Raw genomic sequence first — 14,353 nt, 5'->3', positions numbered from 1 at the left:
GGAGATGACGCCATGCGCCCGATGACCATCGATATCGACGAACTGGCCTTCGCCCTGGATACCCCGGGAATCGACCACTACCTCGACCTGTACAGCGGCAAGGTGCTGCTGATCTCCGCCGAGGCGCCCGATCCCGAACTGGACGCATTGCTGGAAAACGAGCCGGAACGCCTGCTGCTGATCGACCCGCTGAGCACCACCCAGTCGCTGGGACTGATGCAGGATTTCCTCCGCGAGGTGGAAGAGCCGCACGCCTATGCGACGCTCGCCAACGCGCTGCAGAGCCGCAAGCCGTTCAAGGCCTTCAAGCACTCTCTGATGGAGTACCCGGAACTGTTGCAGGACTGGTACCGCTACCAGAACGAGCGCCTGCGCGAATGGGCGCTGGACTGGCTGGAGGACAACGATATCCAGCCGGCCGCGCGGCAGAGTCCGACGTCGCTCCTGCCGCCGCCGGGCAAGCCGTTCGCCTAGCGCGGTACTAGAGGACCTGGCGGAGGAAGGCCTGGGCCCGCGGGTCCTGCGGATTGTCGAAGAACTGCGCCGGCGGCGCGTCCTCCAGCAGCTTGCCGTGGTCGAAGAACAGCACGCGGTCGGCCACTTCGCGGGCAAAGCCCATCTCGTGGGTCACGCAGACCATGGTCATGCCTTCCACGGCCAGGGTCTTCATGACGTCGAGGACTTCGCCGACCATCTCCGGATCGAGCGCCGAGGTCGGTTCGTCGAACAGCATCACCTTGGGGTCCATGCACAACGCCCGAGCGATCGCCACGCGCTGCTGCTGGCCGCCGGACAGGCGCGAGGGATATTCGTCGGCCTTCTGCCCGATACCGACCTTGGCCAGCAGCGCCCGCGCCTTGGCCTCGCGCTCGGCCTTGCCGCGCTTGCGCACCACGCGCTGGGCCAGGCAGAGGTTCTCGAGCACGGTCATGTGCGGGAACAGGTTGAAATGCTGGAACACCATGCCGACTTCGCGGCGGTAGGCATTGATGTCGGTCCTCGGGTCGGCCAGGTCGACGCCGTCGATGCTCACCGAGCCTTCGTCGAACTCCTCCAGGCCGTTCAGGCAGCGCAGGAAGGTCGACTTGCCGGAACCGGACGGACCGATCACCACCAGTACCTCGCCTCTGGCCACGCGGGTACTCACGTCGTCCACCGCGCGCACTACCTGGCCGCGGGTATCGAAGACCTTCAGCAGGTTGCGTACTTCAATCACTTTGTCCGAGCCTCCGCTCCAGTCGGGATGCCATGTGCGAAAGGGGCAGGTTCAACAGCAGGTACAACGCGGCGACGCAGAACCAGATCTCGAAGGTGGAGAACGAGGTGGTGATCGCCTCGCGGCCGCTCTTGGTCAGTTCGGTGATGGCGATCACCGAGACCAGCGAGGTGTCCTTGACCAGGCTGATGAACTGCCCGGCCAGCGGCGGCAGCACGCGCTTGAAGGCCTGCGGCAGGATCACGTAGCGCATCGACTGGCCGGCGTTCAGGCCCAGGGAGCGGGCGGCCTCGTTCTGTCCGCGGGCGATGGACTGCACGCCGGCCCGGATGATCTCGGCCACGTAGGCGCCGGTGAACAGCGCCAGCGCCGCAACCCCGGCGAACTCGCGGGACAGGTTGAGCACGGTGCCGATGAAGAAGTAGAAGATGAAGATCTGCACCAGCAACGGCGTGCCGCGCACCAGCTCGACGTAGATCGTCGACAGGTCGTGCAGGGTCGGGTTCTTCGACAGCCGGCAGAGGCCGGCGACCAGGCCGATAGCCAGACCGATGGCACCGGACACCAGCGATAGCCAGAGGGTGGTCCACAGGCCCCAGAGCAGTGGGCCGGCGGCCCAGTGGCGGGTCACCCCGACCGCGTCGCCCTCGGCCACGTCGTCGCCTTCGGAGAATTGCAGGCTGTCCTGGGCGACGGTCACGACCTGCTTCTCGCCGCTCTCGCCAAGCAGCGTGACGCGCGCGTCCCTGCCCTGTTCCTCGATAGCCTCGACCCGGCCGATCTCGTTGGCCCGTAAAGGCTCCTCGGCCTGGTAGGCGAAGTACTGCGGAACGCGGTTCCAGCGCCATTCATAGGAAATCAGCGAGGTGGAGAACCACAGCGCCCAGGCCAGGACCAGCAGGATCAGCCCGGTCAGCAGGTGCCAGGGCCAGACGGAACGTTTCTTCTTGGTCACGGAAACTCTCTCGAACGATGGAATGCGCAGGTACGACGGCCCCCTTCGCGGGGGCCGTCAGCGGTTCATTCCATTTCCTTCAGCCACTCGGTGTTCTTGAACCACTTGTCGTGGATGCGCTGATAGGTGCCGTCTTCGCGGATCTGATGGAGGAAGTTGTTGATGAAATTGATGCTGTCGTAGTCGCCTTTCTTCAGGCCGAACGCCAGCGGCTCGTAGGTGAACGGCTGGTCGAGGTAGACCAGCTTGCCGGCGCCGAACTTGCTCACCGCCACCACGTTGTAGGGCGAGTCGTAGATGAAGGCGTCGGCCTTGCCGTTGACCACGTCCATCACCGCTTCCGGCTCGTTGTCGAAGCCGTGGTACTTGGCCTTGCTGATCAGCTTGCGGGCAACGATCTCACCGGTGGTGCCGATCTTCGAGGTGATGCTGTACTGCGGATCGTTCAGGTCCTTGTAGGACTTGATCTTGCCTTCCAGTTCCTTGCGCACCAGCAGGGTCTGGCCGACCACGATGAAGGGCTCGGAGAAGTTCAGGCGCAGGTTGCGCTCCTGGGTCAGGGTCATGCCCGAGCCGATCATGTCGAACTTGTCGGTCAGCAGCGCCGGGATGATGCCGTCGTAGCTGGTGGAGACCAGCTCCAGCTTGACGCCCATGGACTTGGCCATGGCCTTGAGCAGGTCGACTTCGAAGCCGATGATCTGGCCACGCTTGTTGGTCATCTCGAACGGCATGTAGGTCGGGTCCATGCCGACCCGCAGGGTGCCGCGCTTGACCGCGTCCTCCACCGCGCCGGCCGCCTGGACCGAAGCCACGCCCACCAGGGCGCAGACGCCCAGAACCAATGAAGCAAGATACTTTTTCATTCCCCAATCCCCAGCAGTCTTAGAAACACAGTCGTCGAACGGATGCTCTCGTCGTGTCGCCGTCCCGGGCGGGCAGCAGGCCATGACCGGCTGCGCAAAAGGCGGCCGATAGTACCTCAGCTGGCGAACGATACGAGACTTTCTGGATTGCCGGCGCAGGGTAACAGCAGCGCCGCACGGGGAAAACAGGCAAGAAACAGACCATGCCCCCGGCGGCGCTCCGCCGGGGGCATGGGATCAGGACTGGGCGGCGGGCAGCAGGCCGGCGTCGCCGGGCACTACCTGGGCCAGCGGTACGCTGGCGGCGTGGGGGTCGTCCGCCTCGGCCTTGCGCCAGCGGCCGAGCCAGTCGTCGCGGTCCTCTTCCCAGACCCGCGTATGCAGGCGCGAAAGTGCTACCGGGTCACTCAACAGAGCCAGGCGCGTGGTGCCGTCGAGCTGTTCCGGGCCCTTATCGATGGCCTTGCCGATACGCTCGCCGCGCACCGTCTCGATGGCTTGCGCACGGTTGTGGCGAGCCGTGCCCATGGCGCAGGCCAGGGCGTTGAGCAACGGATCGACGGCGGCCTTGAGGAAGCCATCCTTGAGCGCATGCCAGCGGTTCTCGTAGGTGTACTCGTCGGTGGCGCGCAGCTCGCGCGGCGTGTCGTACTCCTCCGGGATCAGGAACAGCTTTTCGTCGCGGGCGCGCAGGCCCAGCTTCACCCGGCTGGAGATCACCGATACCGGGATCGACAGGATCAGCGAACCGACGATCGGCGACAGCCACCACAGGAAGCGCGGGTTGAGCCAGGCCACCAGCAGGGTCCAGGCGATACCCAGCAGGGTCTGCATGCCGTGCCGGCGGATCGCCTCGCTCCAGGGCGTGGCGTCGTCGTCGCGCTGCGGCGAGTTCCACTGCACCGACCAGCCGAGGAAGGCGGCCAGCACGAAGCGGGTGTGGAAGAGCATGCGCACCGGCGCCAGCAGCACCGAGAAGAACATCTCCAGGAGCATGCTCAGGGTCACCCGGATCACCCCGCCGAAACCCTTGGCGCCCTTGGCCCAGATCAGCATTACGCTGAGCAGCTTGGGCAGGAACAACAGGGTCAGGGTGGTGGAGAACAACGCGATGGCCTTCTCCGGATGCCACTGCGGCCAGATCGGGAACAGCTGCCGCGGTTCCAGGAAGTACTGCGGCTCCATCAGTTGGTGCACCGCCAGCAGCGCGGTGGAAAGCACCAGGAAGAAGAACCACAACGGCGCCGACAGGTAGGACATGACCCCGGTGAGGAACACCGCGCGGTGCACCGGGTGCATGCCCTTGACCAGGAACAGGCGGAAGTTCATCAGGTTGCCGTGGCACCAGCGGCGGTCGCGCTTGAGTTCGTCGAGCAGGTTCGGCGGCAGTTCTTCGTAGCTGCCGTCGAGGTCGTAGGCGATCCACACGCCCCAGCCGGCACGGCGCATCAACGCAGCCTCGACGAAGTCGTGGGACAGGATCGCGCCGGCGAACGAGCCCTTGCCCGGCAACGGCGCCAGGGCGCAGTGGTCGATGAAGGGCTGCATGCGGATGATCGCGTTGTGGCCCCAGTAGTGCGACTCGCCGAGTTGCCAGAAGTGCAGGCCGGCGGTGAACAGCGGGCCGTAGACGCGGGTGGCGAACTGCTGCATGCGCGCATACAGGGTGTCCATGCCGGACGCCTTCGGCGCGGTCTGGATGATCCCCGCCTCAGGATTGGCCTCCATCAGGCGTACCAGCTTGGCCAGGCAGTCGCCGCTCATCACGCTGTCGGCGTCCATCACCACCATGTAGCGGTAGTCGCCGCCCCAGCGCCGGCAGAAGTCGTCGATGTTGCCGCTCTTGCGCTTCACCCGACGCCGGCGGCGACGGTAGAAGATCTTGCCGAAGCCCTTGGTCTCGCGGCACAGCTCGAGCCAGGCCTGCTGCTCGGCGACGGCGATATCCGGGTCGTTGGTGTCGCTGAGGACGAAGAAGTCGAAGCGCTCCATCTCGCCGGTGGCGGCCATCGACTCGACGGTCGCCCGCAGGCCGGCGAATACCCGCGGCACGTCTTCGTTGCAGATCGGCATGACGATCGCCGTGCGGGCGTCGGCGGCGATCGGCTCGCTGCCGGCGCTGCTGCCGGAGATCCGGTAGCGGTCACGCCCGGTGAGCAGCTCCCAGAAGCCCATCAGCGCGGTCCAGAAGCCGGCCGAGACCCAGCAGAAGAGGATCGCGAAGAGCGCCAGGATGCCGAACTGGATGACATAGGGCAGCACCTGCTGGACGGTATCCAGCAGGCTCTGCTGGGCCAGCTCCTCCAGGTCGACGAAGGCCCAGCCCTGGTAGGGCAGGATGCCTTTCATGTAGTAGGTGGCGACCGAGGTCTGCGCCAGCATCAACAACAGCAGGATGAACCGGCGCAGCGAGCCGACCCGCTGCCAGCGGGCCCGCGGCAGGGCACGCTTGGGCTTGGGCGGGTTGCTGCGTCCGGTCAGCCGACGCCAGCCGCGCACCAGGATGTTGGTGCGCCAGGGCTCGGGAATCACCTTGGTACGGCGGATCGGCGGGGAAATCTTGAGGAAAGTGCGACCCCGGGCGTCGACGCCGAACATCTCGGCGTCGTCCAGCTCAGGGGTGCCCAGCTGCAGGCGGGCGCGTACCGAGGCCAGGGCGGGATCGCCCCCGGCATCGGCAGCGGCGCCTTCCGCTCCCGCCAGGCGAGCGTGCAGCTCGGAGAAGGAAGCGGACTCGCCAAGTCGCTCCCGCTCCTCTTCCGCCAGGGGAAGATGAGCGAGGTAGTCGGCCAGCGGTGCTTTCGTAGTGGATGGGTTATTCATCGGCAGGCAGCTGATAGCTCCAGGTTTCGCTCAGTGGCTTCTGCGCCTCGTCGACCAGCGCCGCGCGCATTTCCACCGGCTTCTTCGGATCCTTGACCTTGATCCGCAGCGTCAGGCGCCAGCCTTTCAGGACCGGGTTGTAACGCAGGCTGTTCTCCACCACCTCGGCGTTGCTGTCGGTGCTGACCTGGGTGGTCACCGGCGCGTCCGGCGCCAGGTCCTTCAGGGCCGGCCCTTCGAAGTCGACGACCAGGGCGGTGCTGCCGTCCTGCTGGCGGATCAGGTTCTTCTGCTTCACGTCGCCGACCGAGCGCATGGTCTGCTTGACCCAGGAGGATTTCGGGTCGTGCAGCTCGTCTTCATCCATGGTCCAGTGCAGGCGGTAGGCGAAGTCCAGCGGCTTTCCGACCTCAGGCTGGGTCTCGGGGTTCCAGAACGCGACGATATTGTCGTTGGTTTCGTCCGGGGTCGGGATTTCCACCAGTTCCACGGTGCCCTTGCCCCAGTCGCCCTTCGGCTCGATCCAGGCGCTCGGACGCAGGTCGTAGCGGTCGTCCAGGTCTTCGTAGCGGGAGAACTCGCGGCCGCGCTGGAGCAGGCCGAAGCCTTTCGGGTTCTCCACGCTGAAGGTGCTCACCGACAGGTGCTTCGGATTGTTCAGCGGACGCCACAGCCACTCGCCGTTGCCGGCATGGATCTGCAGACCGCTGGAGTCATGCAGCTCGGGCCGGAAGTTGTGCTGCTCGGACGGCTGGTTGGAGCCGAACAGGTACATGCTGGTCAGCGGCGCCAGGCCCAGTTTGCTGACCTTGTCGCGGAGGAACACGCGGGCCTGGACATCCATCACCGCATCCTTGCCCGGACGCAGCACGAAGCGGTAGGCGCCGGTGGCCCGCGGCGAGTCGAGCAGGGCGTAGATCACCAGTTGCTTGTCCTGCGCCTTCGGCCGCTCGATCCAGAATTCGCGGAAGCGCGGGAACTCTTCGCCCGAAGGCAGCGCGGTATCGATCGCCAGGCCGCGCGCCGACAGACCGTAGACCTGGCCCTTGCCGACCACGCGGAAGTAGCTCGCGCCAAGGAAGGTGGCGATCTCGTCCTGCTTGTCGGCCTTGTTGATCGGATAGAGCACGCGGAAACCGGCATAGCCGAGATCCTTGGTGGCATTCTCGTCGAACTTCAGGGATCCGAAATCGAATTTGGTGCGATCGTACTTGATCGGCTTGACCGTGGTAGCGGTCACCTCGTTGATCTTCACCGGCGTGTCGAAGTGCATGCCCTGGTGATAGAAGCTCAGCTTGAACGGCGTCTTCAGCTTGCCCCAGTAGGCGCGCTCGTTGATAAAACGGATCTGCTGGTAATCGGCGAATTTCATTTCGCTGAATTCCGATGGCAGGTTGCTGGTCGGCGCGGAATACTTGTCGCCGGCCAGGTCCTTGGCCTTGCTCGCCACGTCGTCGATGCTGAACGCCCATACCGGGGCGGCGACGAATGCCAGCGCGGTCGAGCCGGCAAGCAGCAGGGTGCGCACGCGGGCGCGGAAATCGGTGTTTGAAACGGAACGGAAAATCACGAGGCCCCCTCGTCCGTGAACATGAATTACTGAAGACGCCCTGACCGTTCAGGGGTCTCCGACGGCACCGGAGTGCCGGTCGAACATGGTTTCGCCACATTCGCTGCCAAACCCGATAGATAGCCAGATTTGGCGCGATCTGACAAAAAGAATGCCTGTTTCCAGTCATTCGCGTTACGTGCACCGGGCCTGGAAAACCAGGGGGCATGCCGCTCGTCGGCTAGCGACCCCAGAGGTTCCGACCCTGCCCGGGCGGAATGATTCCCGTCCATTGGGTTGCAGGACGCCCCGCCCGGCATCGGGATGCCGGCCGGCCTGTCCTGTACAGCATGAAATCGGCGTGCGGATGATGCACCGAGGTTGTGACAAAAGGCCATGTATCTGTCACAAAAATTCACCGTTCCGGCCCCGCCATCCCTCCCTGAAGCACCTTGGGGACAATCCCCTCGACGCCGATCAACTCTCCAGCAGGAAGGTCACCGGCCCGTCGTTGACCAGGTGCACCTGCATGTCGGCGCCGAAACGCCCGGTCGCCACCTGCGGATAGGCCTCCCGCGCCAGTTTCACCAGGTGCTCGAACACCGTCTCTCCTTGCGCCGGCGGCGCCGCGCTGGAGAAGCTCGGACGCAGTCCGCTGCGGGTGTTCGCCGCCAGGGTGAATTGCGAGACCAGCAGCAAGCCGCCCTGCACGTCCAGCAAGGACCGGTTCATCTTGCCCTCGTCGTCGCCGAACACCCTGTAGTTGAGCAGCTTGTGCAGCATCTTCGCCGCGCAACGCTCGCCATCCTCGGGCTCGACCCCGACCAGCACCAGCAGGCCGCGATCGATGGAGCCGACGATTTCGCCGCCAACCTCCACCCGAGCCGCGCCGACGCGCTGCAGCAATGCCTTCATTCGGCCTCCGGCGGCAGGTCGAGCAGTCGCCGGCCGATCTCGTTGGTGGCGCGCACCAGCGCATCGACTATCCCCGGCTCGCTGGCGGTATGCCCGGCGTCGCGGATGATCTGCAGTTCGCTGTTCGGCCAGGCCTGGTGCAGGGCCCAGGCATTGTCCAGCGGACAGATGGCGTCGTAGCGGCCATGCACGATCACGCCAGGCAGATGGGCGATGCGGTGCATGTCCTCGAGCAACTGGTTGGGCCTGAGGAAGCCCTGGTTGACGAAGAAGTGGTTCTCGATGCGCGAGATCGACAGCGCCCTGCCCGGCTCGGTGAAGCGGTCCACCACCATGGGGTTGGGGCGCAGCGTGGCGGTGCGGCCCTCCCAGGTCGACCAGGCCTTGGCAGCGTGCATCTGGGCGATCTGGTCGCTACCGGTCAGGCGCTTGTGGAAGGCCGCCAGCAGGTCGCCGCGCTCTTCCGGCGGGATCGGCGCGACATAGTCTTCCCAATAGTCGGGGAACAGGCGGCTGGCGCCTTCCTGGTAGAACCAGTGGATGTCCTGCGGACGGCAGAGGAAGATGCCGCGCAGGATCAGCGCATGGACCCGCTCGGGATGGGTCTGCGCGTAGGCCAGCGACAGGGTCGAGCCCCAGGAACCGCCGAACAGCACCCACTTCTCGATACCCAGGTGCTCGCGCAGGCGCTCCATGTCCGCCACCAGCTCCCAGGTGCTGTTCTTCTCCAGGCTGGCGTGGGGCGTGGAACGGCCGCAACCGCGCTGGTCGAAGGTGACGATACGGTAGAGGTTGGGATCGAAGAAGCGGCGCGACAGGGCATCGCAACCGGAGCCGGGGCCGCCGTGGACGAAGACGACCGGCAGTCCGTCCGGCGAACCGCTTTCGTCGGCATACAGCACATGCGGTTCGTCGACGGCCAGCTCGTGGCGAGCGTAGGGTTTAATTTCCGGATACAGAACTAGCATGATGCGCTCCCGAGGCGATGTGTTCGGCCCCCGGCGCAAACGTCGACAGCGGGGCCCGTCCTTTGCTCTGCCGCGCATGATACTTCGGCGCCGGGAAAAAAACCGAGCGGCTTTCATGTCCGCCCCGGTAGAGGGGAAACCATCAATCCAAGCAACGGCGCCTGGCGCCGGGAGAACGAGCATGGCCGAGGCCTTGCGACACCGTATCCGCGCCGCCGGCCTGCTGGTGGTGGAGCAACGCATCCTGCTGGTCCGCCACGAGGTCGGCGGCGACATCTACTGGATTCCGCCCGGCGGCGGCTTCGAGTCGGAATGCGACGAATCGACGAAGGATACCGTCCGGCGCGAGTTTTTCGAGGAGACCGGCCTGCGGGTGGACGTCGGCCCGCTGGTCTACGTGCGCGAATTCGCCGAACCCGCCGCCGGGCGCTTCCACATGGAGCTGTTCTACCGCATCGACGCCTGGCGTGGCGAGCCGACCCTGGCCAACCTGAAGGGCCTGGGCGGCGACGAGTTCGATATCCGCGAGGTCGGCTGGATCGCCCGCGACGAACTGCCTGGCCTGCCGTCGTTCTATCCGGCCGAACTGGCCGACGACGTCTGGTCGCGCCTGGACGCGCCGACGCCGTCGATCCGCCACCTCGGCCTGCAGCGCTAGACGCTCACTGCACCGGATCGCTGGTGGGGTTCTCGAGGATCGCCTTCAGCTCCGCGGTCATGGGAAACTCCAGGTTCAACCCCTTGGGCGGGATCGGCTGCTGGAACCAGCGCTGGTAGATGCCCTGTATCTCGCCCGAGCGATACAGCCCGGCCAGGGTCTCGTTGACCAGGGCAAGGAACTGCGGGTCGTCCTTGCGCACCATGCAGCTGTAGATCTCCCGCGATTGCGGCTCGCCGACCACCACCCAGTCGTGCGGCTGGCGCGCCTTGGCGCGTTCGCCGTAGAGCAGCGCATCGTCCATGTAGAAGGCCACCGCGCGACCCGATTGCAGCATCTGGAAGGCTTCGCCGTGGTCCTTGGCGCTGACCACGTTCATCCCCAGCTTGTGTTCGGCGTTGTAGTTCTTCAGGTAGCGCTCGTTGGTGGTGCCGGCGGTGGTCACCACGTTCTTGCCCTTGAGGTCGTCGAAGTGGGCGATGCCGCTGTCCTTGCGGGTCAGCAACTGGCCCTTGACGTAGATGAAGCCGTAGGAGAACGCCACCTGTTTCTGCCGCTCGGCGGTGACCCCGGTGGAGCCGCACTCCAGGTCGACGGTGCCATTCTGCACCAGAGGGATACGGGTCTGCGAAGTGACCAGGTTGTACTTCACCTTGAGTTCCGGCTTGCCGAGGGTGCTTTTGAGCCGCTCCACCACCTTGTCGGCCAGTTCCACCGAATAGCCCATGGGCTGGCCGCTGTTATCGCCAAGGTAGGAGAAAGGCACCGAGGCATCGCGATAACCCAGGGTTATCGTGCCGTTGTCGGCAACCTTCTTCAGGGTGCCGCTGAGTTCCTCGGCCTGCGCGGCGCCGATGGCGAGCGACAGGGAGAGTGCGAGAGTGCTGGATACAAGGATTTTCATCGGAGGTTCTGCCTCTTTTTTCTTATGGCTATGGAAAGTAAGTCAGCCCCTGGCCGCCACCACGGTGATCTCCACCAGCACCGACGGACGCGCCAGCTCCGCCTGGACGGTGGTCCGGCTGGGCGCCTGGCCGGTCGGCAACCACTGGGTCCAGACCTCGTTCAGGGCGGCGAAATCGCGGGCGATGTCCTTCAGGTAGATGGTCGCGCTGAGGATACGCTCCTTGCGCGACCCGGCCTCGGCCAGCAGCGCGTCGATCTTCGCCAGCACCTCGCGGGTCTGGCCATGGATATCCTCGGCCTGGCCCGGCACCTGGCCGGAAAGAAATACCAGGGCGTCGAAGCAGACCGCGGCGGACAGGCGGTCGTTGGTGGCGATACGGGTCGGTTCCATGGGAGTGCTCCAGGTCGAGGGGAATTCAGCCAGCCAGCGCGCCGCGCGGAAGCAGGCCAGAGGTATCGATGCTCGGCGGGCGGCGGCCGATCTGCTCGGCCAGCAGGCGCCCGCTGCCGCAGGCCAGGGTGAAGCCGAGCGCGCCGTGGCCGAGGTTGAGCCAGAGGTTGCGGTAGCCGCCGTTGCCCACCAGCGGTACCCCGGTGGGCGTGGCCGGGCGCATGCCGGCCCATTCGACGGCGGCGTCGAAATCGCCGCCCTGCGGGAACGTGTCTCGCGCCTGCTGGCGCAGCAGTGCCAGGCGCGCGGGCTCGAGGCCGGGGTCGAAGCCGACGATGTCGACCATCGCGGCGATCCGCAGCCGCTCGCCGATTCGCGCGTAGACGATCTTGCGGTCGTAATCGGTGATGCTGGTATCCGGCGCGCGGTGCTGCGCGCCGACCGGCAGGGTCAGGCTATAGCCCTTGAGCGGGTATAGCGGCAGGCGCAGGCCCGGCAGCATCAATTCAGCGCTGCGGTAGCCGGCGGCCAGCACCACATGATCGGCCTCGATGAGATCGCCGCCGACCTCGACGCCACGCACCGCCGCGCCGCCCTCGACGATCTTCGTCACCCTGCGGCCATGCAGTTGCCGGCAATGTCCGGAAGCCTGCAAGCGCTCGGCAAGTTGCACGCAGAAGGCATGGCAGTCGGCGACCTCCTCGTCCGGCGTGTGGATGCCGCCGACGAAGGGCGCGTCGGACAGGGCCGGCTCCAACTCGCGGCACTCGGCGGTGGACAGGACGAATTGCGCCGAGGGATCGGCCAGGCCCTGGCGGGCCCGCGCAAAGCTGGCCGGTTGGCGAAACGCCACCAGCTTGCCGTTGCGCCGCCAGTCGAAGCCATCGAGGCCATCCTCCTCGCGCCAGTCCTGCAGGGTGCGCTGGCTGAGCAATGCCAGGCGCAGCAGGTGCGCGGCATTGCGGCGGTTCAGCGAGCCGCGGCAGGCCGCGAGGAAGCCCAGCAGCCAGCGCCACTGCGCCGGATCAAGACGCGGCCGCAGGCGCAACGGCGCATCGTTGCGCAGCAGCCAGCCGAGCGCCTGGGCCGGCACGCCGCTGTCGGCCAATGGCGCCACGTAGCGATAGGACAACTGCCCGCCATTGGCGTAGCTGGTTTCCAGCCCGCCCCGCTCGCGCGCTTCCACCAGGGTCACGTCGAATCCTTCGCGAACCAGGGCGTAGGCCGTGGCCAGGCCGACCACGCCGGCGCCGATGATGCAAACCCGCTGAGCCATGACAATCGTTATCCAGGTGTTTTCCAGGGCTTCGACGATAGGCGCGGATGACAGCGGTAGGACAATGAATAAAGATGGCCAGGGTATAAATCCAGGTTATGGGATCGCGCCGATGAAGCTCCGCCATATCGAAGTGTTCCAGGCGATCCGCCAGGCTGGCTCGGTCAGCGGCGCCGCACAGTTGCTGCATGTGTCCCAACCGGCGGTGAGCAAGGTCCTGCAGCACGCCGAGCAGCAACTGGGCTTCCCGCTGTTCTTGCGAGTGCGCGGCAAGCTGCTGGCGACTCCGGAAGCGCTGGAACTGGAGCGCGAAGTGGCCAAGCTCAGCGATAGCCTGCAGGCGGTGCGGCGCCTGGCGCAGAACCTGCGGCGCCAGCCGGGCCACAGCCTGCGCATCGGCGCCACCCCGGCCCTGGCGCTGTCGCTGCTGCCGCGGGCGATCGGCGAATGGAGCGCGCGCTATCCGCAGAGCGGCTGCGAACTGGCCACCTTGCATTCGCGCGAGCTGGTGCAGGGCCTGCTGATGCGCGAACTGGACCTGGCCCTGAGCCTGAAGCAGCCGGAACACCCCGGCCTGCGCGGCGAAGCCATCGCCAGCGGCGTATTGGTGGCCCTGGCGCCGCGCGAACACTGGCCCGAAGCGGAACGCCGGCAGCCGCTGAGCCTGGCCGGGCTGGCCGGCGAAGCGCTGATCGGGCTGTCCACCGCCGACCCGCTGTTCGCCCGCCTGGAGGATTACCTCAGCGCCGTGGAGCCACCGCCGCAGGTGAAGATCGCCGTGCAGACCTACGCCCTCGCCCGCGCCCTGGTGGAGGCTGGGGCGGGCCTGGCGCTGGTCGATCCCTTCACCGCCCTCGGCGCCGACCCGCACAGCACCGCGATCCGCCCATTAAGCCCGGCCTTCCCGGTCACCCTCTACGCCATCACCCGCGCCGACGAAACCCCGCCGCACACCCTCGCTCCGCTGCTGCGGATGCTCGCCCGCCAGGCCGAGGAGCGTTTGCGGGCCGTGCAGATGTAGCATTTGCCGCCTGGCCTGCCGCTGGAAACCTTGGACGTCGTTCTGGCCCACGCCTCGCGTACTTACCGCTCCGGCTTCCAGTCTGGGTGGTCCGCGTCGTAGCCCTGGGTGGGGTGAGGAGGCAGAGGATGGTCTTCTATCAGATGGGGGAAACGTAAGTCAGGGTCGGCCTCAAGCTTTTTGTAGATTGAATAATACGCTTCTTGCAACTTTTCGTCGGGGGCGTACCACATTGCACTTGCAGGAGGAGTCTCACTTCCGAAGACTCGTGATAGGAAAAAAGCCGCGCTCTTGCCCCCCTGAGAGACTGACGCCTGATAATAAACCAGTGCCTTTGGGAAATTGTGCTCCACTATCTTGTAATACGCTCCCAACTCATAATTAGCCGGCGCATAGCCCTGGCTAGCAGCACAGTGAGTATACGCCAACCCCAAATCCTTTTTTTTGGCCACATATATATAAAGCTTACCTAGTTCGGTTAGCGCCGGCGGATTTCCTAGGCTAGCAGCCTTATCAAGAAAAGTAAGTCCGTCAGTTGCAGGATTCTTGACCCCGGCACGATTACCGATCATTGCCCCCATATTATAGAAACCTTGAGGAATCTTCAGATCGATCATTTTCTGGTAAAGGTCTAGAGCTTTCTGAGTGTCCTTCTCCACACCTCCCGGCCAACCGGTACGATAGAGGTTCGCCAAGTTATGCATGGCCTTCCAGTGGCCACGCTCCACTGCCTTGCTGTAAAGCTCGACGATACGGCCCCAGGGCCGCAGAGTATCGGGCTTGGCCAAGGCGGCTGCTTCGCGGTACCA

14 protein-coding genes are annotated in these 14,353 nt (G+C 65.5%); 3 read left to right on the top strand and 11 right to left on the bottom strand.

What is annotated here, in order from left to right; all coding sequences use genetic code 11:
- The first annotated feature begins 12 nt into the window (after window positions 1–12).
- Window positions 13–474: a UPF0158 family protein gene (locus ACTJJX_RS00070; protein ID WP_003095904.1), complete on the top strand. Its 462-nt coding sequence runs from the start codon at window positions 13–15 to the stop codon at window positions 472–474.
- 7 nt (window positions 475–481) lie between these two features.
- On the opposite strand, the gene ACTJJX_RS00065 is transcribed toward ACTJJX_RS00070, so the two are convergent.
- The 7 genes from ACTJJX_RS00065 to pip form a co-directional block, all read right to left on the bottom strand.
- Window positions 482–1,216, bottom strand: a complete 735-nt coding sequence (locus tag ACTJJX_RS00065; RefSeq protein WP_003095906.1) for an amino acid ABC transporter ATP-binding protein — start codon at window positions 1,214–1,216, stop codon at window positions 482–484.
- A complete protein-coding gene (locus ACTJJX_RS00060) occupies window positions 1,209–2,171 on the bottom strand; it encodes an amino acid ABC transporter permease (protein ID WP_003103450.1) in 963 nt (320 codons plus the stop codon). The genes ACTJJX_RS00065 and ACTJJX_RS00060 overlap by 8 nt, the downstream gene beginning before the upstream one ends.
- Before the next feature lie 65 nt (window positions 2,172–2,236).
- Complete coding sequence (locus ACTJJX_RS00055) at window positions 2,237–3,037, bottom strand: transporter substrate-binding domain-containing protein (protein ID WP_003095910.1); 801 nt, start codon at window positions 3,035–3,037, stop codon at window positions 2,237–2,239.
- Window positions 3,038–3,274: 237 nt separating this feature from the next.
- Entirely contained in the window at window positions 3,275–5,860 is a 2,586-nt protein-coding gene (gene mdoH, locus ACTJJX_RS00050; RefSeq protein ID WP_016852214.1) for a glucans biosynthesis glucosyltransferase MdoH, read from the bottom strand.
- Window positions 5,853–7,430, bottom strand: a complete 1,578-nt coding sequence (locus ACTJJX_RS00045) for a glucan biosynthesis protein G (RefSeq protein WP_003095915.1) — start codon at window positions 7,428–7,430, stop codon at window positions 5,853–5,855. The genes mdoH and ACTJJX_RS00045 overlap by 8 nt, the downstream gene beginning before the upstream one ends.
- A 456-nt stretch (window positions 7,431–7,886) precedes the next feature.
- Window positions 7,887–8,324: a D-aminoacyl-tRNA deacylase gene (dtd, locus tag ACTJJX_RS00040; protein ID WP_003095916.1), complete on the bottom strand. Its 438-nt coding sequence runs from the start codon at window positions 8,322–8,324 to the stop codon at window positions 7,887–7,889.
- A complete protein-coding gene (gene pip, locus ACTJJX_RS00035; RefSeq protein ID WP_003095918.1) occupies window positions 8,321–9,292 on the bottom strand; it encodes a prolyl aminopeptidase in 972 nt (323 codons plus the stop codon). Before pip ends, dtd begins: the two co-directional genes overlap by 4 nt.
- Window positions 9,293–9,473: 181 nt before the next feature.
- Between pip and ACTJJX_RS00030 the strand changes: the two genes are divergently transcribed.
- Entirely contained in the window at window positions 9,474–9,950 is a 477-nt protein-coding gene (locus ACTJJX_RS00030) for an NUDIX domain-containing protein (protein ID WP_003095920.1), read from the top strand.
- A 4-nt stretch (window positions 9,951–9,954) separates the two neighbouring features.
- Here ACTJJX_RS00030 and ACTJJX_RS00025 read toward each other — a convergent pair whose 3' ends face one another.
- From ACTJJX_RS00025 to ACTJJX_RS00015, 3 genes are read right to left on the bottom strand one after another with little or no spacing between them, the layout of a single operon-like run.
- The gene (locus ACTJJX_RS00025) at window positions 9,955–10,854 is read right to left on the bottom strand and encodes a transporter substrate-binding domain-containing protein (RefSeq protein WP_003103446.1); all 900 of its coding nucleotides are present in this window, start codon (window positions 10,852–10,854) and stop codon (window positions 9,955–9,957) included.
- Window positions 10,855–10,896: 42 nt separating this feature from the next.
- Complete coding sequence (locus tag ACTJJX_RS00020; protein ID WP_003095925.1) at window positions 10,897–11,247, bottom strand: RidA family protein; 351 nt, start codon at window positions 11,245–11,247, stop codon at window positions 10,897–10,899.
- Between the two features lie 25 nt (window positions 11,248–11,272).
- On the bottom strand, window positions 11,273–12,523 hold the full coding sequence (locus tag ACTJJX_RS00015; protein WP_016852215.1) for a D-amino acid dehydrogenase: 1,251 nt from the start codon (window positions 12,521–12,523) through the stop codon (window positions 11,273–11,275).
- 64 nt (window positions 12,524–12,587) lie between these two features.
- Between ACTJJX_RS00015 and ACTJJX_RS00010 the strand changes: the two genes are divergently transcribed.
- A complete protein-coding gene (locus tag ACTJJX_RS00010; protein ID WP_003121218.1) occupies window positions 12,588–13,544 on the top strand; it encodes a LysR family transcriptional regulator in 957 nt (318 codons plus the stop codon).
- A 62-nt stretch (window positions 13,545–13,606) separates the two neighbouring features.
- On the opposite strand, the gene ACTJJX_RS00005 is transcribed toward ACTJJX_RS00010, so the two are convergent.
- Window positions 13,607–14,353, bottom strand: a 747-nt coding sequence (locus ACTJJX_RS00005; RefSeq protein ID WP_049353700.1) for a tetratricopeptide repeat protein, incomplete at its 5' end; no start/stop codon positions are given.

The organism is Pseudomonas sp. 22490, from assembly GCF_052044465.1.
Taxonomy (GTDB): Bacteria; Pseudomonadota; Gammaproteobacteria; order Pseudomonadales; family Pseudomonadaceae; genus Pseudomonas; species Pseudomonas aeruginosa.
Note: the sequence above shows the minus strand (reverse complement) of the source record. Positions and strands in the feature narration are given on the sequence as shown.